The 17,949-nt window shown below is 70.3% G+C and carries 15 protein-coding genes; 8 read left to right on the top strand and 7 right to left on the bottom strand.

The annotated features are described in order from the left end of the window. Positions 1 to 102: 102 nt before the first annotated feature. A complete protein-coding gene (locus ASD43_RS03100) occupies positions 103 to 1,266 on the top strand; it encodes an acyl-CoA dehydrogenase family protein (protein WP_056413433.1) in 1,164 nt (387 codons plus the stop codon). Between the two features lie 125 nt (positions 1,267 to 1,391). Here the strand turns inward: ASD43_RS03100 and ASD43_RS03095 are convergent, their stop codons facing one another. The 5 genes from ASD43_RS03095 to ASD43_RS03075 form a co-directional block, all read right to left on the bottom strand. Continuing rightward, positions 1,392 to 1,967: an ECF transporter S component gene (locus ASD43_RS03095; RefSeq protein WP_056413430.1), complete on the bottom strand. Its 576-nt coding sequence runs from the start codon at positions 1,965 to 1,967 to the stop codon at positions 1,392 to 1,394. Between the two features lie 137 nt (positions 1,968 to 2,104). Beyond that, complete coding sequence (locus ASD43_RS03090; protein ID WP_056418973.1) at positions 2,105 to 2,980, bottom strand: siderophore-interacting protein; 876 nt, start codon at positions 2,978 to 2,980, stop codon at positions 2,105 to 2,107. 11 nt (positions 2,981 to 2,991) lie between these two features. After that, positions 2,992 to 3,810 (bottom strand): energy-coupling factor transporter transmembrane component T, encoded by an 819-nt coding sequence (locus tag ASD43_RS03085; RefSeq protein WP_056413426.1) that lies wholly within the window; start codon positions 3,808 to 3,810, stop codon positions 2,992 to 2,994. Then, complete coding sequence (locus ASD43_RS03080; RefSeq protein WP_056413424.1) at positions 3,807 to 5,570, bottom strand: ABC transporter ATP-binding protein; 1,764 nt, start codon at positions 5,568 to 5,570, stop codon at positions 3,807 to 3,809. The genes ASD43_RS03085 and ASD43_RS03080 overlap by 4 nt, the downstream gene beginning before the upstream one ends. Before the next feature lie 129 nt (positions 5,571 to 5,699). Then, positions 5,700 to 6,242, bottom strand: coding sequence for an ECF transporter S component (locus ASD43_RS03075; RefSeq protein ID WP_056413421.1), 543 nt, complete (start codon positions 6,240 to 6,242; stop codon positions 5,700 to 5,702). 185 nt (positions 6,243 to 6,427) lie between these two features. On the opposite strand from ASD43_RS03075, the gene ASD43_RS03070 reads away from it, so the two are divergent. From ASD43_RS03070 to ASD43_RS03040, 7 genes are all read left to right on the top strand, one after another. Further along, positions 6,428 to 8,725 carry a carbon starvation CstA family protein gene (locus ASD43_RS03070; protein WP_056413418.1) on the top strand — a complete coding sequence of 766 codons (2,298 nt, stop codon included), beginning with the start codon at positions 6,428 to 6,430 and terminating at the stop codon, positions 8,723 to 8,725. A 1-nt stretch (position 8,726) separates the two neighbouring features. Next, complete coding sequence (locus ASD43_RS03065; RefSeq protein WP_056413415.1) at positions 8,727 to 8,972, top strand: YbdD/YjiX family protein; 246 nt, start codon at positions 8,727 to 8,729, stop codon at positions 8,970 to 8,972. Positions 8,973 to 9,587: 615 nt separating this feature from the next. After that, the gene (locus ASD43_RS03060; protein ID WP_056413411.1) at positions 9,588 to 10,772 is read left to right on the top strand and encodes a sensor histidine kinase; all 1,185 of its coding nucleotides are present in this window, start codon (positions 9,588 to 9,590) and stop codon (positions 10,770 to 10,772) included. A gap of 25 nt (positions 10,773 to 10,797) precedes the next feature. Further along, positions 10,798 to 11,514 (top strand): LytR/AlgR family response regulator transcription factor, encoded by a 717-nt coding sequence (locus ASD43_RS03055; RefSeq protein ID WP_056418970.1) that lies wholly within the window; start codon positions 10,798 to 10,800, stop codon positions 11,512 to 11,514. Beyond that, the gene (locus ASD43_RS03050; protein ID WP_056413409.1) at positions 11,511 to 11,885 is read left to right on the top strand and encodes a hypothetical protein; all 375 of its coding nucleotides are present in this window, start codon (positions 11,511 to 11,513) and stop codon (positions 11,883 to 11,885) included. Before ASD43_RS03055 ends, ASD43_RS03050 begins: the two co-directional genes overlap by 4 nt. After that, on the top strand, positions 11,882 to 13,339 hold the full coding sequence (locus tag ASD43_RS03045) for a sodium/solute symporter (protein WP_056413405.1): 1,458 nt from the start codon (positions 11,882 to 11,884) through the stop codon (positions 13,337 to 13,339). The genes ASD43_RS03050 and ASD43_RS03045 overlap by 4 nt, the downstream gene beginning before the upstream one ends. A gap of 192 nt (positions 13,340 to 13,531) precedes the next feature. Next, entirely contained in the window at positions 13,532 to 16,561 is a 3,030-nt protein-coding gene (locus tag ASD43_RS03040; protein ID WP_056413402.1) for a S8 family serine peptidase, read from the top strand. A 137-nt stretch (positions 16,562 to 16,698) separates the two neighbouring features. Here the strand turns inward: ASD43_RS03040 and ASD43_RS03035 are convergent, their stop codons facing one another. Together ASD43_RS03035 and ASD43_RS03030 are read right to left on the bottom strand one after the other, a co-directional pair. Next, positions 16,699 to 17,616 (bottom strand): pirin family protein, encoded by a 918-nt coding sequence (locus ASD43_RS03035; protein WP_056413399.1) that lies wholly within the window; start codon positions 17,614 to 17,616, stop codon positions 16,699 to 16,701. After that, positions 17,616 to 17,933 (bottom strand): GNAT family N-acetyltransferase, encoded by a 318-nt coding sequence (locus ASD43_RS03030; protein ID WP_045254946.1) that lies wholly within the window; start codon positions 17,931 to 17,933, stop codon positions 17,616 to 17,618. The genes ASD43_RS03035 and ASD43_RS03030 overlap by 1 nt, the downstream gene beginning before the upstream one ends. Between the last annotated feature and the right edge of the window lie 16 nt (positions 17,934 to 17,949).

Genomic DNA, 17,949 nt, shown 5'->3' with positions numbered 1-17,949 from the left:
GTCACGGATTGTGGGATGCATTCTCACAATGGGCTGTCGTGGTGTCGGCGAACCGGCATAGACTCACCGGAGCAAAGACGCACGAACGTTCAGGAGGACGCCATGGAACGCGACATCTACGAAGAGGATCACGAGGCATTCCGCGACCTCGTCAAGGATTTCGTCAAGCGCCACGTCACGCACGAGACGATCGAGAAGTGGGATTCCGACGGTGAGGTCGACCGCGCGACCATGCTCGCCGCCGGCGAGGCCGGCCTGATCGGGCTGTCCGTGCCCGAGGAGTTCGGCGGCGCGGGGATGCTGCAGGACTACCGCTTCCGCACGATCGTGATGGAAGAGGTCATCGCCGCCGGAGCGGGCTCGCTCGCGGGTGCCTTCGGCATCCAGGACGACCTCGCCGTGCCGTACCTCGTGCACATGGGAACGCAGGAGCAGAAGGAGAAGTGGCTGCCGCGTATGGCCACCGGCGAGGTGATCGGCGCACTCGCGATGACCGAGCCCGGTGCCGGGTCGGATCTGCGAGGCATCAAGACCACGGCGAAGAAGACCGACGGCGGGTACATCGTCAACGGCGCCAAGACCTTCATCTCGTCGGGTGCCACCGCCGATCTCGTCGTCACGTTCGTGAAGACCGGTGAGGGCAACCGTCCCGATGCGTTCAGCCTGGTGCTGCTCGAAGACGGGATGGAGGGGTTCGAGCACGGCAAGAAGCTCCACAAGATGGGCTTCCAGGGGCACGACACCGCCGAGCTCTCGTTCAGCGACGTCTTCGTCCCCGACGAGAACCTCATCGGGGGTGTCGAGGGCAAGGGCTTCGTGCAGCTGATGATGAACCTGCCGCTGGAGCGCCTGTCGATCGGTGTCGCCGGCGCGGCGGCCGCGCAGGCCGCGCTCGACTGGACCGTCGCGTACACGAAGGACCGCGAGGCGTTCGGCGAGCGGATCATTGACTTCCAGAACACCCGCTTCAAGATCGCAGACATGGCGACGACGGTCGACGCGCTCTGGGCGTACGTCGACCGTGCACTGCTGGCGTACTCGAAGGGCGAGCTCTCGGCCGAAGAGGCGGCGAAGGTGAAGTTCTGGGCGACCGAGCGCGAGTGGGAGGTGCTCGACACCGGTGTGCAGCTGCACGGCGGATACGGGTACATCACCGAGTACCCGATCGCGCGCGCCTTTCTCGACGCCCGCGTGCACCGCATCTACGGCGGCACGAACGAGATCATGCGCGAGATCGTCGGTCGTCAGATCGCCGGCAAGCGCTGACGCGGATCGACGGAAGAAGGGCCCCGGATGCCGGCATCCGGGGCCCTTCTGCGTCTGTCGGGCGGCTGACCGAGTGAGACGGGTCTGTTCCCGGCCACGGGCGATCAGGGGCTGGCCAGGGGTGGTCAGCGCGGCAGGCGCCCGCCGACACCCGCGCGGCGCAGCCGGTCGGCGATCAGGATGCCGAGTGCCGTGCCCCCGAGACAGCTCGCGAGCGTGATCGCGAAGAACGTGATCTGCAGGCCGAGGTCGAACGTCCCCAGGTTGAACGACGTCCAGGCGAGGACCGGGTAGACGATGCCGACGATCGCCGCGCCGAGGTAGTGCAACCAGGTTCCCCAGTAGCGCCAGAGCACGAACAGGAACGGGAGTTCGGTGAACGCCGCCCACCAGAGGTTCGTGGCCACGCTGCTGAATCCGTATCCGGAGAACGGCACGATGACGAGTCCGGCGAGGAGCCCCACCAACAGGCCCACCGCGGGACGTCGCAGAAGACGCAGGGCGATCACCGACGGCAGGAGCCACAGCCCGGCCAGCGCGACGCTGGCGAAGGGGACGCCGAGGAACAGCACCGTCGAGATCCAGTTCGCGGGTGCGAGCAGGACGCCGCCGGCCACTCCGAGCGCCGCGCAGGTGAGCAGAATGGCGGTCGGCAGACGGAAACGCGAGCGGCCGACGCCGCTGCGGGGTCGATTCTGCACCGCGGAGGGCGATTCGGCGTGCGTTTCTGGCCCCGCATCGGGGGCGGGGTGCGTTTCTGACCCCGCACCGGCGGTCGGCGACCCCGCGCCGGCCGACGCATCTGCGTAGGGGTTCCGGCGCGCGTCATCCGCCCCGCTCATGCGCGGGGCTCCGCCGACGCGTCCCGCGCCGCCTTCGACGCAGCGGACCCGGCGCTGATCTTCCAGTAGCCGCAGAAGCTCACGCTGTTCTTGTCGACCCCGCGTTCGCCGACGAGATGCTTGCGGGCTCCCGAGGCGAGAGACTGCTCACCCGCGGCGTAGGCGTGGAACGGAGCCTCGGGCAGCTCCAGATCGCTCAACCGGCCGAGGGCGAACGTGCCGGGGGCGAACTCGTGCGGACGCACGAGCCAGACGATGTCGACTCCCTGCGGATGCGGGAACGTGAGGGCATCCTCCTCGGAGGGGACCTCGATGAGGGCGGTACCCGTGGCATCGTCCGGCAGCGAGGCGCAGATCGAGGCGATGGCGGGGAGAGCCGTCTCGTCGCCCACCAGCACCACGCGCGCGGTTCCGCGCTGCGGGTTGAACGTGATCCCCTCGTCGAGGATCAGCACGGGTTCGCCGGGCTCGCAGGTCTCTGCCCACCGCGACGCGGGTCCGGCCGTGCCGTCCTCGGCCGATCCGTGCAGCACGAAGTCGACATCGATCTCGGCGCCTGCGCCCTCCGAGGCGGGCCGATACGCGCGCACGCTGTAGTTGCGCATGACCGGGCGCTCGCCGCTGGGGATGCGCAGGAACCTGAGGTACCCGAGCAGGCTGTTCGCCTTGGCGGGTACACGATCGAGTCCGGCTTCGCCCCCGATCGGCAGGAAGAGTCGGAACCACTGATCGAAGCCCATGGACCGGAACTTCTCGATCTCGCCACCGCCGAGAGTCACCCGCATCCAGTGCGGCGAGAGGCGTTCGGTGCGCAGCACCTCGAGGTGGATGACCTCGGACGACTCGGGCTTGACCATTTTGCTGAACGCCATGCGCATACCTTTCAGGGAAGCTGCCAGGGGAAGAAGATCACGAAGATCGCGGCGGATGCGGCGAGGCAGCATCCGATGAAGACGGTGTCGCGCGCGCGGAACGGCACGAGGTGGCGCTCGGTGCGGGTGGGGTGCGCACCGAAGGCGCGGGAGTCCATGGCCAGCGCGACGCGCTCCGCATGCCGGATCGCTCCCGCCAGCAGCGGCACGATGTACCCCCACCCCCGGGCCATGCGCGCGAACGGTCCGCTGCCGCCGTGATGACCGCGCACGCGGTGTGCGGCGCGGATCACCGACAGCTCGTGCCCGAAGCGCGGAACGAAACGGAAGGCGGCGAGCGCCGTGTACCCGATCCGGTACGGCACCCGCAGCTGCTGCACGCTCGCCCGCACGAGACCGGGGCCCGTGGTGGTGAGTCCTCCGATCAGCGCCAGCGCGATGATCGAGCCGAGGCGCAGGGCGGTGGCGGCGCCGATCGTGAGAGCGCCCTCGAACAGCGTCCAGTCGCCGATCCGAGCGACCGCGGGGGTGTGGGCGACGAGAGCGGGGTCCACCCAGAGCGAGAAGCCCAGGGTGATCGCAAGCATCCCCACTGGCAGGGCGAGGAACAGCAGGGCGGCGCTGCGTGCGGTGAGTCGCGCCCCGACGGCGATCAGGAGCAGAGAGAGCAGCAGGAACGCCGTCGGCGTCGCGAGGTCGCGCACGAAGATCAGCACCACCATCGCGGGCGCGACGCCGGCGACCTTCGCGATCGGGTTCAGGGCGTGGAGGAAGCGCCGGGGCGAGGTCTCGGCCACCGCGGCGTACGGGTCGAACGTCTGCACACTCATGCGGGGGTCCGCCCTGCTGCGGCGAGCACGCGCTGAAGAGCCGGGAGCCGGAGGCCGGCGTCGACGAACGGCCGCTCGTCGCGGAAGAGATCCGTGGTGCGGCCGGCAGCGTGGACGCGTCCGTCGGCGAGGATCACGGTGTGCGAGGCGTGCGCGGCGACGAGCGCGAGATCGTGCGTGACGATGAGGATCGTGGTGCCCTCGTCGCGCAGATCGTGCAGCAGCGCGAGGAGTTCGGATGCGCGTGCGCGGTCCTGTCCGAAGGTCGGCTCGTCGAGGGCGAGCACCCGCGGGCGCGTGATGAGCGCGGTGCCGACCGACAGGCGACGCTTCTCCCCTCCCGAGAGCAGGAAGGGGTGCACGTGCGCCTTGGCTTCGAGGCCGAACCGCTCGAGCATGGCGTCGACGCGCACAGTGACCTCGGCATCCGGGGTGCGCCGCAGCCGAAGGCCGTGCGCGAGCTCGTCGAAGACGGTGTGCGCGATGAACTGGTGCTCGGGGTTCTGGAAGACGAAGCCGATGCGGTTCGCGAGCTCCCGGGGCGACGCGGACCCCGGGTCCATCCCGTCGACCGAGACCTGCCGTCGCGGCGGAGGCACGACTCCGGCGAGCGCCTGCAGCAGCGTGGTCTTGCCCGCTCCGTTCGCCCCGACGATCGCGGTCAGAGTGCCGGGGGCGATGTCGAGGTCGAGGCCGTGCAGGATCTCGGTGCGGTGGCGGCGGACGGTCAATCCCCGGGCGCGGATGATCGGGGACGGCGACCCGCTGACGGCATCCGACTCGTCGATCGAGGGGGCGATCGGGCCCCAGGCCCGTGCGGCCTGCAGGATCGAGGCACGGATGTCGGGTCGATCCACCGGCTGCGGTCCGGCATCCGTGCCGTGGTCCTGCAGGCCGACGGAGGGCCGGTCCGCCAGCGCCGAGGCGAGTTCGGCGGGGGTGAGGGGGATCTCCGGGATGTGCAGGCCCAGCTCCCGCATCCGCAGCGCCGCCAGCGTGGCCGCGGGGAGCCACACCCCCATCGCGACGAGCTCGTCGGCGTGCCTCCGGATGACCTCGTCGGCCGGACCGTCGAACGCGACGCGGCCCGCGGCATCGAGCACGATCGTGCGGGTCACGAACCCCATCGCCGCGTCGAGGTTGTGCTCGACGAGCAGGATCGCCCTGTCCCCGGCGGCGATCACGTCGGTCAGCGCGGCGTACACGTCGTCGATGCCCTGGGGGTCGAGATTGGCGGTCGGCTCGTCGAGCACGATCAGCGGGGATCCCATCGCCAGAGCGCAGGCGATCGCGAGGCGCTGGCGGCCACCACCCGAGAGACGGTCGGGGTTCTCGTCTCGGCGCTCCCAGAGGCCGACGCGTCGCAGGGCGTCCTCGGCCCGGCGATGCACCTCGTCGAGGGGGAGCCGCAGGTTCTCGGGGCCGAACGCGACCTCGTCGTAGCCCGTGCCGGTGACGATCTGCGCATCCGGATCCTGGAACACCATCGCGACGCGCGTGCTCAGCGAGGCGGTGGGGGTGTCGGCGGTGTCGAGTCCGCCGGCCACGACCACCCCCGACATGGTCGCGGGGACGGCATGCGGGATGAGCCCGTTGAGGGCGAGCGTCAGTGTGGACTTGCCCGAGCCCGACGGGCCGAGCAGCAGCACGACCTCGCCGCGGTGGACGTCGAAGGAGACGTCCGCAGGGGAGGGGTGCGCGGCATCCGCGTGGGCGACCGAGAGGTCACGCACGCTCAGCAGGGGCGCAGAGGAGCGCACGGCATCACCCCGGTTCAGCGGATCGGCTAAGTTCTGACTTAGCTAAGCCTAACCTGATCTGCAGCAGGGGTACAGCAAGGGCGCAGCACCCGCGCAGGAGGATGCCGCAGCGAGGTGCCGAGGCGAGGGTCAGCGCCGGGAGACGCCCGCGCGGCTCAGTGCCGTGCCGATCGCGAGTCCGACGGCGGTCCAGGCGACCGGTCCGAGCACCGAGATCACCAGGTAGGCGATCTGCGCCCAGAGCGGCATCACGGCGAGGTGCGCCGCGAAGAACACGACGACCGCGACGATCACACCGATCACACCGGCCGACAGGAAGAAGCGCCACGCGCCCCAGGAGCGGTAGCGGGTGAGCGCGGCGATGCCCTCCTGGATCGCGCCGAAGAGCAGGGCGGTGCCGATGAAACGCAGCGTCCACGCCGGGTTGAACGCGCTCGAGATGAGAGCCGCGATCACGTGCGTGACGAGCGCCACGAACGGACGCCGCAGCACCTCCTGCGCGATGATCCCGGGCAGGACGTGCGACCCGAGCACCAGACCGTACAGGAACGCCGGCCCCGCGAGGACGGGGAGCGTGATCCAGCCGGCGACACCTCCGAGAATGCCCGTCGCGACACCGATCGCGGCGCAGACGAGCAGCACGCGAGTCGTCAGGACGGGGGAGGATGCCACCCCTCCAGCCTACTTGCGGGTCGAGGAGGCAGCGGCGGCCGGCGCCGGGAAAAACCGCCGCCGCGGCATCCGTTCGTCGCGTCGTCCGTGCCGTTCGTCGCATGTCCTGCGTCTCGGGCGGGTGGAGCGCCCGGATGCTTCCTAGCGTGGGGGAACGCAAAGACGCGCACCCCGAGGAGACCCCCATGACTGCATCTTCGTCGCATCGCCGCGGCGGGACCGGCCGCGATCGCGCCGGACGCCACGGCGACACCGCGATCACCACCGATCCCTCCCTGCCCCCGGTCGCACTGACCGACGAGCACCACGAGAAGGCCGGCCGCTGGACCTGGCCCAAGATCGTCCTCTGGTCGGCGATCGCCCTGCTCGGGGCGGTCGCCTGGACGATGCTCGCGATCGTGCGCGGCGAGACCGTGAACGCGATCTGGTTCGTGTTCGCCGCCGTCTGCACGTACCTGATCGGCTATCGGTTCTACTCCAAGGTGATCGAGAAGTACATCACCCGACCCGACGACCGGCGGGCGACCCCCGCCGAGGTCAGGCAGGACGGCAAGGACTACGTCCCCACCGACCGCCGCGTGCTGTACGGGCACCACTTCGCCGCGATCGCCGGTGCCGGACCGCTCGTCGGCCCGGTGCTCGCCGCGCAGATGGGCTACCTCCCCGGCACCATCTGGATCATCGTCGGCGTCGTGCTCGCGGGTGCCGTGCAGGACTACACCGTGCTGTTCTTCTCGATGCGTCGCGGCGGCCGCACGATCGGTCAGATGGCGAGGCAGGAGCTCGGCAGGATCGGCGGGACCGCCGCGATCGTCGCCTCGCTGCTGATCATGCTCATCATCGTCGCGATCCTCGCCCTCGTCGTCGTGAACGCGCTCGGCGAGAGCCCCTGGGGTGTGTTCTCGGTGGCGATGACCATCCCGATCGCGATCTTCATGGGCATCTACCTGCGCTACCTGCGTCCGGGCAAGGTCACCGAGGTCTCCCTCATCGGCTTCGCGCTGCTGATGGCGGCCATCATCGGCGGCGGCTGGGTCGCCGGCACCGAGTGGGGTCAGGCGATCTTCCACCTCGACCGCACCACGATCGCGTGGGGCATCATCGTCTACGGCTTCATCGCCGCAGTGCTCCCCGTCTGGCTGCTGCTCGCCCCGCGCGACTACCTGTCGACCTTCATGAAGATCGGCGTCATCGTCATGCTCGCCGGCGCGATCGTGCTCGTGCGCCCCGAGATCACGGTGCCGGCCGTCAGCGTCTTCGGCGAGAACGGGATGGGGCCGGTGTTCGCCGGTCCGCTCTTCCCGTTCCTCTTCGTGACGATCGCCTGCGGCGCCCTGTCGGGCTTCCATGCGCTGATCGCATCCGGCACCACCCCGAAGCTCGTCGAGAAGGAGCGCCAGACGCGCTTCATCGGCTACGGCGGGATGCTGATGGAATCCTTCGTCGCGATCATGGCCCTCGTCGCCGCGATCTCGATCGACCAGGGCATCTACTTCGCGATGAACGCCCCGACGGCAGCGACCGGAGGCACGGTCGAGGGTGCCGTCGCCTTCGTGAACTCCCTCGGGCTCACGGGGGTGAACCTCACACCCGAGATGCTCACCGGCACCGCGCAGGCGGTCGGCGAGGAATCCATCGTCTCGCGCACCGGTGGCGCGCCGACCCTGGCGCTCGGTCTCGCCCACATCATGCAGCAGGCCCTCGGCGGGCAGGCGCTCATGGCGTTCTGGTACCACTTCGCGATCATGTTCGAGGCGCTGTTCATCCTCACCGCGGTGGATGCCGGCACCCGCGTCGCACGCTTCATGCTCCAGGACTCGATCGGCGCCTGGTTCCCCAAGTTCCGTGACGTGTCCTGGCGCCCCGGGGTCTGGATCTGCACCGCCATCATGGTGGCCGGCTGGGGAGCGATCCTCATCCTCGGCGTCACCGACCCGCTCGGCGGCATCAACACCTTCTTCCCGCTGTTCGGCATCGCGAACCAGCTGCTCGCCGCGATCGCGCTCGCCGTGGTGATGGCCATCGTCGCCAAGCGCGGCAAGAGCTACATCAAGTGGCTGTGGATCATCGGGCTGCCGCTCGCGTTCACCGCCGTGGTGACGATCACCGCGTCGCTGTACAAGATCGCCTCCCCCGTGCCGGCCATCGGCTACTGGGCGAACCACTTCCGCTACGTCGCGGCGCGGGACAGCGGCGACACCTCGCTGGGCGCCCCCGAGGTGCTCGAGGCCGTCATCCGCAACACCGCCGTGCAGGGCACCCTGTCGATCATCTTCGTCACCCTGGCGATCATCGTCATGGTCGCCGCGGTGGTCGTCACGGTCAAGGCCATCCGCAACGGCGGCGGGGAGAACACCGAGGAGACCCCTGTCGCCTCGCGGCGGTTCGCCCCGGCCGGATTCCTCCCGAGCCCGGCCGAACGCGAGCTGGAGAAGGAGTGGGAGCCGATCCTCGCCGACGAGCGCTCGACGTCGGGGCACTGAGATGGCCGACATCGCGAACCGGACGGATGCCGCGACCACCCTCCTGCGGACGCTGCTCGGCGCCGCGGGGCGGGTGGGCCGCGGCATCCGCTGGTACATCACCACCCTGATGGGCGACGGCGCCTACGCCACCTATGTCGCCCATCAGCAGCGGCAGCATCCGGGCGAGGCGCCGATGACCGAGCGGCAGTTCTGGCGGCAGCGGATGGACGATCAGGATCGAAACCCGGGTGCGCGCTGCTGCTGAGCATGCGCCCTTCGTCTCGTCGCTGCGCTCCTCGCTCAGGGGGCGGAGGTGGCGGTGGCGGAGGGCTCCGGTCGAGTCCCCCGTTCCCTGTCGCCCTTCGTCTCGTCGCTTCGCTCCTCGCTCAGGATCCGCGGAGCGAGACGAAGGGCGTTCCACGCGGAGCGAGACGAAGGGCTCCGGTCGAGTCCGCCGCTCCCTGAGCGAGCGGAGCGAGACGAAGGGCGTACTACGCGGAGGGGCGCGCTGCGGCTGCGCGTGCGCCCTTCGTCTCGTCGCTTCGCTCCTCGCTCAGGGGGCGGAGGTGGCGAGGGTGCTCCTCACGGAGGCGGCGGGGGCGGAGGGCTCCGGTCGAGTCTCCCGCTCCCTGCCGCCCTTCGTCTCGTCGCTTCGCTCCTCGCTCAGGGGGCGGAGGTGGCGAGGGCGCTCCTCGCTCAGGGGGCGGAGGTGGTGAGGGCGCTCCTCGCTCAGGATCCGCGGAGCGAGACGAAGGGCGTTCCACGCGGAGGGGCGCGCTGCGGTGGTGCGTGCGCCCTTCGTCTCGTCGCTTCGCTCCTCGCTCAGGATCCGCGGAGCGAGACGAAGGCGGAGCCGGACACGCGGATCTAGGCTGAGGGCATGAACGACGTCGTCCTCGCCGCGATCCTCGGCGTGCTCGGCGGCATCGTGCTCTCGGTGCTCCTGCTGCTCGCTCGGCGGCTCGCCCGTGGGTCGGCCGACCTCGGCAGCGATGCGGAGCGTGCGGCGCTGCAGGCGCTGCATCAGGCGAGCCTCGCCGCCCCGCATCTGCGCGCGGGGCTCGCCGGCCCCGATGTCGTCAAGGCCGCCAGGCACCTGCGGGTGCTGCTCGGCAGTGCGGCCGTCGCGCTTGTGGGCGACGACGACGCCCTGTCGATGGACGGGGCCTCCGAGGGACTGGAACCGGCCGCCGTGCGCATCGCCCAGCAGGTGCGCGGCTCGGGCCGCCGACAGGTGTTCCGCTCACCGGACGGGCGGGCCGACGACCTCGAAGGCGTGGGAGCGCCGATCGTCGTCGACGGGCAGGTCATCGGCGCGGTCGTCGCCTTCGCGTCGCCGGTGGGCGCCGCTCTCGTGCGCGCGGCGCAGGAGGTCGCCGACTGGTGCGCGGCGCAGGTCGAGCTCGGCAGCCTCGACGCCTCGCGCACCCAGCTGGCCGAGGCCGAGCTGCGGTCGCTCCGCGCGCAGATCTCGCCGCACTTCATCTACAACGCGCTGACCGCGATCGCGTCGTTCATCCACACCGATCCGATGCGCGCGCGCGACCTCGTGCTCGAGTTCGCCGACTTCACCCGGTACTCGTTCCGACGGCAGGGGGAGTTCACGACGCTCGCGGAGGAGCTCGGCAGCATCCACTCCTTCCTCGAGCTCGAGCGCGCCCGGTTCGGCGAACGTCTGCGGGTCACCCTGCGGATCGCGCCGGAGACACTCGCGACCGTCATCCCGTTCCTCTCGGTGCAGCCGCTGGTCGAGAACGCCGTGCGTCACGGCATCGAACCGGGGGAGGGCGGCGGAGAGATCCGCATCGTCTCGCGTGATGACGGGACGCACACCGAGGTGACCGTCGAGGACGACGGCGTGGGCATGGACCCCGACGGACTGCTCGCCACGCTCACCGCGGCGGACGACGGGCTGCACGTGGGGCTGCGCAACGTCGACACCCGGCTGCGCCAGCTGTACGGGCCCGACGGCGGCCTCGTCGTCGAGACGAACACGGGCGCGGGTACCCTGGTGCGCATGCGGGTGCCGAAGTCGCAGCCGCAGCACGACCCGGACAACGACTGAGGCTTCGATGACGACCGAGATGCACATGATCGACGTGCTCGTCGCCGACGACGAGAAGCCCGCTCTCGACGAGCTCGTGCATCTGCTGCGCCTCGATCCGCGCATCGGGGAGGTGCTCACGGCGACCTCGGGTGTCGACGCCCTTCGTCTGCTCTCGCAGCGCGTCGTGCGCATCGCGTTCCTCGACATCCACATGCCGGGCCTGCGGGGGACCGAGCTGGCCCGCTCGCTGCTCAGCCTCGCGACGGCGCCGGCGGTCGTGTTCGTCACGGCCGACGAGGCCCGCGCGGTCGAGGCCTTCGAGCTGCGCGCCGCGGACTACCTGCTCAAACCCGTGCGCATCGAGCGCCTGCGCCGCGCCATCGACCGCGTGATCGATCTGGGCGAGGTCGCCGCCCCCGCCGACGACGAGACACTGCCGGTGACGGTGGGATCAGCGGTGCGCTTCGTCCGGCGCAGCGAGGTGCGCTGGGTGCAGGCGCAGGGGGACTACTCGCGGCTGCACACCGCCGACGGCGGACATCTCGTGCGCATCCCGATCTCCGAGCTGGAGGCCCGATGGACGGATGCCGGCTTCCTGCGCATCCACCGCTCGACCCTCGTCCGTTCGGCGGCGGTGACCGAGGCGCGGCTGTCGGGGGCGGATCCTGCGGTCGTGGTGGATGCCGCGGTGCTGCCCGTGAGCAGACGTCTGGTGCCCGCGGTGCGCGATGCCCTGTTGCGGGTGGAGGGCGCACCGTGACCGAGACCCCGAAGCGCGTGCGGGTCACCGCTCACGACCCGACGCGGCGTGCGGCACCGTCGACGCGCGGCATCGCGCTGCCCGGTTCCCCTGTCGACGAGGCGGATGCGGTGTTCGTCCGCGCGCTGATGCGCAGCCAGCTGCGGCTCGCGCTCGGCACGGTCGCGGGCTTCGTGCTGGTGGTCGTCGCGCTGACCCTGGCCATCGCCCTGATCCCCGAGATCGATCGATTCGTCGTGTGGGGGCTGCCGCTGTCGTGGCTGCTGCAGGCGTATGCCTTCTATCCGCTCATCCTCGTCTTCGCGGTGCTCCACGTGCGCACGGCGGCCCGCAACGAGCGGCGCTTCCGTGCGCTGCGTGACCGCGAATGAACGCCGTGCTCGACCTGGTCGGCATCGCGCTCGTCGTGGTCGCGACCCTGCTGATCGGCGTGTACGGGTTGCGCATCTCCCGCACCACCGGAGACTTCTTCGTCGCCTCGCGCACCGTGCGGCCGGTGTGGAACGCCTCGGCGATCAGCGGCGAGTACCTCTCGGCCGGCACGTTCCTCGGACTCTCCGGGCTCGTGCTGCTCGACGGCGCACGGGGCTTCTGGTTCCCGATCGGCTATGCGGCCGGCTACCTGCTCGTCCTCGTGTTCGTGGCGGCGCCGCTGCGGCGCAGCGGCGCGTACACGATCCCCGACTTCATCGAGGCGCGACTCGAATCGACGGCGGCTCGCCGGGTGACCAGCATCGCGGTGCTCGTGATCGGCTGGCTGTACATCGTCCCGCAGCTGCACGGTGCGGGCATCACTTTGCTCGTCGTCGCGGGCGTGCCCGAATGGGTCGGCGCCGTGCTCGTCGCGGTGCTCGTCGCCGCAGCGGTCGCCGCCGGAGGCATGCGGGCGATCACGTACGTGCAGGCCTTCCAGTACTGGCTCAAGCTCACGGCGCTGCTCGTGCCCGTCGTGTGCATCGCGTTCGCACTGAGCGGCGGACCGCACGACTTCGACCCCGCGCTCGTGTTCCCCGCCGAGGCGGGGCCGTCGGGGTTCGACGCGTACCAGACGGCATCCCTGCTCATCGCGCTTCTGCTGGGGACGATGGGTCTGCCGCACGTGCTCGTGCGCTTCTACACGAGCCCGACCGGGGTCTCGGCCCGGCGGACCACCGTGATCGTGATCGGAATGGTGAGCGCGTTCTACGCGGTGTCGAGCACCATGGGGCTCCTCGCACGCATCGCCGCCCCCGATCTCGCGGTGCCCGGTGTCGCCGACACCGTCGTGCTGCTGCTCCCGTCGAGGGTGTTCCCCGGCTTCGCCGGCGAGCTCCTGACGGCGCTCATCGTCGCCGGTGCGTTCGCGGCCTTCCTCGCGACCTCCGCCGGTCTCGTGGTGTCGCTCGCCGGCGTCATCAGCCAGGATGTGTTCTCCGGATCGGTGCGCTCCTTCCGCCTCTCGGCCGTGCTGTGCGCGCTGGTGCCGCTCGCGGTCGCTCTCCTCACCGCACCGGCCGGGCTCGGTTCGAGCGTCGGCGTCGTCTTCGTGGTCGCGGCGTCGACGCTGTCGCCGGTCGTGCTGCTCGGGGTCTGGTGGCGCGGTCTCACGGCTCGAGGGGCGGTCGCCGGGATGCTGTCGGGCGGCGTCGCCGCGGGCCTGGCGCTGCTGGTCCACGGGCTGATCGGCGGTGTGGGCGCGGCCGCCCCCTACCTCGCCCAGCCGGCGGCGTGGACGATCCCGCTCGCGGCCGTCGTCACGGTCGTGGTGTCGCTGCTCGATCCGCGGGGGCCGTCTCCGCGCACCCAGAGATTCCTCACCCGGGTGCACTCGCCCGAGCGTCGTTGAGGCTCCTCGCGCGGTGCGGCGGCCCTGGCGCACGTCGCCGATCGACCATTGGCGAGTCCTCTGGCCGTTCGTCCAGTAATCGTCCCCGACCCTGGTGTGTGGCCGAAAGTCGGGCGTACGTTGAGCGGCGGTGCGGCAACACCTCCGTACCCTGATCACCGGGAGAAGCACATGGGTCGAACACCCCTCCGGATGGCAGCCGCCACCACCCTGGCCACGCTGTTCATCGCCTCGACGGCAACCGCAGGTTACGCAGGCACGGAGGAGGTGAACCCCACTCCCGTCGACGGCACACCGGGTCATTACATCGTCGTGCTGAAGTCCGACCCGCTCGCGAGCTACACCGGAGAGGTCGACGGCCTCCGGGCGACGAAGCCCGCCGAGGGGGAGCAGCTCGAGACGGAGTCCCAGGACTCCCAGCGCTACGTCGAGCACCTCGAGACGGAGCAGCGGACGGTGGCCGAGGAGGCCGGCGTCACTCCTGATATCAGCTACCAGGTCGTCCTCAACGGGTTCAGCGCCGAGCTCACGGGCGAGCAGGTCGACACGCTGCGCGCCTCGAAGGACGTGTACGACGTGTACCCCGACTTCATCCGCCACCCGGATGCCCAGACATCGACGGACCTCCTCGGTCTGGGTGACGACAAGAAGGGCCGCGGCGGGATCTGGCAGCAGACCGGCGGCGTCGAGAAGGCCGGCGAGGGCGTGGTCGTGGGCGTCATCGACACGGGCATCGCCCCCGAGCATCCGTCGTTCGCGGGCAAGAAGCTGAAGAAGCAGCCCAAGAAGGACAAGCGCCACAAGGGCGGCGAGCCCTACACCGACGGCACGTCCGTCTACTTCGACAAGTCCGACGGCGGCCAGTTCCGCGGCGAGATGGTCGAGGCGCAGGAGTGGGACAAGGGCGACTACTCGTCGAAGCTCATCGGCGCCCGGTACTTCTTCACCGGAGCGCAGGCGGCGGGCTTCGACTTCCAGTACGACTACCTCTCGCCGCGCGACGGCGACGGCCACGGTTCGCACACCGCGAGCACCGCGGCAGGGAACTTCGGCGTGAAGGCATCGATCGAGGATGTCGACTTCGGCAAGATCTCGGGTGTCGCCCCCGGCGCCAAGGTCGCCGCCTACAAGGCCTGCTACGTCGGACCCGATGAGACCGTCACCACCGACGACATCTGCGCCGGCAGCGACCTCATCGCCGCGATCGACCAGGCCGTCGCCGACGGCGTCGACGTGATCAACTACTCCATCGGCGGCGGGGCGGCATCCACCGTCCTCGCCCCCGAGGACATCGCATTCTTCAACGCGGCAGCCGCCGGCGTCTTCGTCGCGACGAGCGCGGGCAACGACGGACCCGACCCGGTGACCGCCGACCACGCCTCGCCCTGGTACACGACGGTCGCGGCATCCACCATCCCGACGTGGGAGGGCACCGTGCAGTTCGACGGCTTCGCGCAGGCGGGTGCCTCGGTGAGCGTGCCGTTCGGCACGACCGTCACCGGTCCCTCCGTCTACGCCGGGGACGCGCCCGCCGCAGGGCAGACGCCCGCCGACGCGGCACTCTGCCTGCCGGGAAGCCTCGATGCGGCGAAGGTCACCGGTCACATCGTGGTCTGCGACCGCGGCGGCAATGCGCGGGCCGAGAAGTCCCAGGTCGTGAAGGATGCCGGCGGAACAGGTGTCGTCCTCGTGAACGTCCCCGGTGGCGCCGACTCGCTCGACAACGACTTCCACGCCGTGCCCACCGTGCACCTCGCCTCCGCGTACCGCGCCGCCGTGCTCGGCTACGTGCAGGGCGGCGTCGACCGTCCGATCTCCCTCGTGGGCAAGAACACGACGGGCGTGACGACGCCGGTGCCGCAGATCGCCGGGTTCTCGAGCCGTGGGCCCATGCTGGCCGACGGCAGCGACATCATGAAGCCCGACATCGCGGCTCCGGGTGTGGCGATCCTCGCGGCGACGCAGAACGCGCCCGGAGAGACGCCGACCTTCGGCATCCTGTCGGGCACCTCTATGGCGTCTCCGCACATCGCCGGCCTCGCCGCGCTCTACCTGGGCGAGCGTCCGAACGCGAAGCCGGCCGAGATCAAGTCGGCCATGATGACCACCGCGTACGACACGGTGAACGCCGACGGATCGCCGAACACGGATCCGTTCCAGCAGGGTGCGGGTCAGGTCGACCCGAAGCGCTACTTCACCCCGGGGCTGCTGTACCTCAACGACGTGGCCGACTGGACCGCGTACCTCGAGGGCAAGGGGCTCGCCGACTTCCCCGGAGAGCCGATCGACGGCAGCGACCTCAACGTCGCGTCGTTCTCGATCGGGTCGCTGGCGAGCGCGCAGACCGTCACCCGCACGGTCACGGCGACCGAGAAGGGCACCTTCACTGCATCCGTCGACCTGCCGGGTGTGAACGCGACGGTGCAGCCCTCGACGCTGAAGTTCACCAAGCCGGGCCAGACCGCGACGTACACGGTGACGTTCGACAATGAGAGCGCGCCGGTCGAGCAGTGGGCGACCGGATCGCTCACGTGGACGAGCAAGAAGAACACGGTGCGCTCGCCGATCGCGGTCTTCCCGGTCACGGCGGATGCTCCGGCCGAGGTGTCCGGCACCGGTGTCGACGGATCGACGTCGGTCGAGATCACGCCGGGCGTCGACGGCGATCTCTCGCTCGGACTGTCGGGTCTCACGCCGTTCACGCTGCTCGAGGACCCGGACGGCCGCGTGGTCGGACACTCGGGCGACGAGGCGTCGGGAGACGCCGACAAGAACGTGTCGTGGATCGTCGACGTGCCCGAGGGAGCCGCGCTCTCGCGCTTCGATCTCGACTCGTCCGACGACACCGGAAGCGACCTCGACCTCACGGTCTACCGCGTGGTCGGCCCTGACGACCTGAGCTACTACGAGCGCTGGCAGTCGGCGACGGGGTCGGCGGACGAGCAGGTGACGCTGACCGCACCGACGGCCGGTACCTACCTGGTGGTCGCGAACGTGTACTCCACGTCGGCGTCGATGACGTGGGACATGACCTACGCCACCGTGCAGGCCGACGGCGAAGGCACGTTCACGGCGAACCCGAACCCCGTCCCCGCTGTGCGCGGACAGGCGACGAGCTACGAGCTGAACTGGACCGGCCTGACCGCGGGCACCCGCTATCTCGGACTCGTGCAGTACGGCGACTCGGCGGTGCAGACCGTCGTCACGGTCGACACGCCGTAACAGTCAACACACCGCTCAGGTCGTTGAGCGAGCACCTGAGCAGCGAGACGAAACGCGGTGGGTATGCAGCATCGGCTCACCGCGTTTCGTCTCGGTCGACTCCGTCGTCCTCGCTCAACGACCGGGGGAAGGGAGGATCAGATCCGGCGGCCGCGCGGCATCAGTCGCACGTCGGGCAGGGGAGGAGCGGGGATGCGCACATCGTGACCCTCGACGACCCCGAAGCGCGGGGACTCCGCTTCCCAGTCGGTGCGCGCGTCGACGATCTCCTCGTGCGTGCGGCCGGCGAAGTTCCACCACATGACGATCTCGTCGTCGAACGGCTCCCCGCCGATCAGGAACAGCAGTGCTCCCTGGGCGCTCGTGACCTCGACCTCGTCGCGGGAGTCGCCGAGATAGAGCACATCGTTCTGCGTCATCCCGTGCGTCGCGACCTGCGCGTCGCCCTCGACGAGCATGATCGCGTGCTCCCAGTCCGTGCGCAGCGGCAGGCGGATGCGGGTGCCCGCCGGCACCGCGATCTCGGCGCCGACGATCGGCGTGTGCACGGTCGCCGGTGACACGACGCCGGCGAACTCCCCGAGCACGACGGTCGCCGTGGCATCCGGACCGTTTTCGGCCGAGACCGCGAGAGTGGGCAGCTCGGCGTGGCGTTCGAAGCCGCCGACTCCCTGCCGGGCGCCCTCGGGCAGCACGACCCAGAGCTGCAGCGCATCGAGCGGGATCGGCTCCTCGCCGATCGAGTACTCCGAGTGCGAGATGCCGTTGCCCGCGGTCATCAGATTGAGCTGGCCCCGGCGCAGGTCGGCATCGCTGCCGAGCGAGTCACGATGCCGGATCTCGCCGATCAGCGGCCAGGTCACGGTCTGCAGCCCGATGTGCGGATGCGGCTCGACGCGCATCCGGGTGTCCGCCGGACCGAACCGGTCGAGGAAGCACCAGGCTCCGATCGTCGGGAGGTTGCGGTGCGGCAGCACGCGCAGCACACTCATGCCCCGCACGCCGCCGAGCGGGACCTCGCGCGGCTCGAGGACGATGCGCCGCTGTCCGATCATCACGCCTCCGCGGGGGCGGTGCCGGGGCGCTTCGGCCAGCGGATCTCGGCGCCGGGGATCTCGTGGCTCTCGAGGTATCTGGCGATGTACGGGCACAGCGGCACGATCGCCTCGCCGGAGGCGGCGGCATCCGTCAGCGCCCTCTCCGCCAGGATGCCGGCGAGCCCCTGCCCTTGGAAGGCCGGGTCCAGTTCGGTGTGGGTGAAGCGGATCGCGCCGGGCCGGAGCTGGAACTCGGCGTAGCCGGCGAGCGCGCCGTCGGTGCGGATCTCGTAGCGGGACTCGTCGTCGACGCGGGTGACGGTGATGTCGGTCATCGGAGGCTCCTTCAGG

It is taken from the genome of Microbacterium sp. Root553, assembly GCF_001426995.1.
In the GTDB taxonomy this organism is placed as follows: domain Bacteria; phylum Actinomycetota; class Actinomycetes; order Actinomycetales; family Microbacteriaceae; genus Microbacterium.
The sequence above is the reverse complement of the archived record's forward strand: the minus strand, read 5'-3'. Positions and strand labels throughout refer to the sequence as shown.

Coding starts and splice junctions, on each gene's coding strand:
- ASD43_RS03100 (WP_056413433.1), top strand. CDS start 103: ATGGAACGCGACATCTACGAAGAGGATCACGAGGCATTCCGCGACCTC.
- ASD43_RS03090 (WP_056418973.1), bottom strand. CDS start 2,980: ATGGCGTTCAGCAAAATGGTCAAGCCCGAGTCGTCCGAGGTCATCCAC.
- ASD43_RS03085 (WP_056413426.1), bottom strand. CDS start 3,810: ATGAGTGTGCAGACGTTCGACCCGTACGCCGCGGTGGCCGAGACCTCG.
- ASD43_RS03070 (WP_056413418.1), top strand. CDS start 6,428: ATGACTGCATCTTCGTCGCATCGCCGCGGCGGGACCGGCCGCGATCGC.
- ASD43_RS03065 (WP_056413415.1), top strand. CDS start 8,727: ATGGCCGACATCGCGAACCGGACGGATGCCGCGACCACCCTCCTGCGG.
- ASD43_RS03060 (WP_056413411.1), top strand. CDS start 9,588: ATGAACGACGTCGTCCTCGCCGCGATCCTCGGCGTGCTCGGCGGCATC.
- ASD43_RS03055 (WP_056418970.1), top strand. CDS start 10,798: ATGATCGACGTGCTCGTCGCCGACGACGAGAAGCCCGCTCTCGACGAG.
- ASD43_RS03045 (WP_056413405.1), top strand. CDS start 11,882: ATGAACGCCGTGCTCGACCTGGTCGGCATCGCGCTCGTCGTGGTCGCG.
- ASD43_RS03040 (WP_056413402.1), top strand. CDS start 13,532: ATGGCAGCCGCCACCACCCTGGCCACGCTGTTCATCGCCTCGACGGCA.
- ASD43_RS03035 (WP_056413399.1), bottom strand. CDS start 17,616: ATGATCGGACAGCGGCGCATCGTCCTCGAGCCGCGCGAGGTCCCGCTC.
- ASD43_RS03030 (WP_045254946.1), bottom strand. CDS start 17,933: ATGACCGACATCACCGTCACCCGCGTCGACGACGAGTCCCGCTACGAG.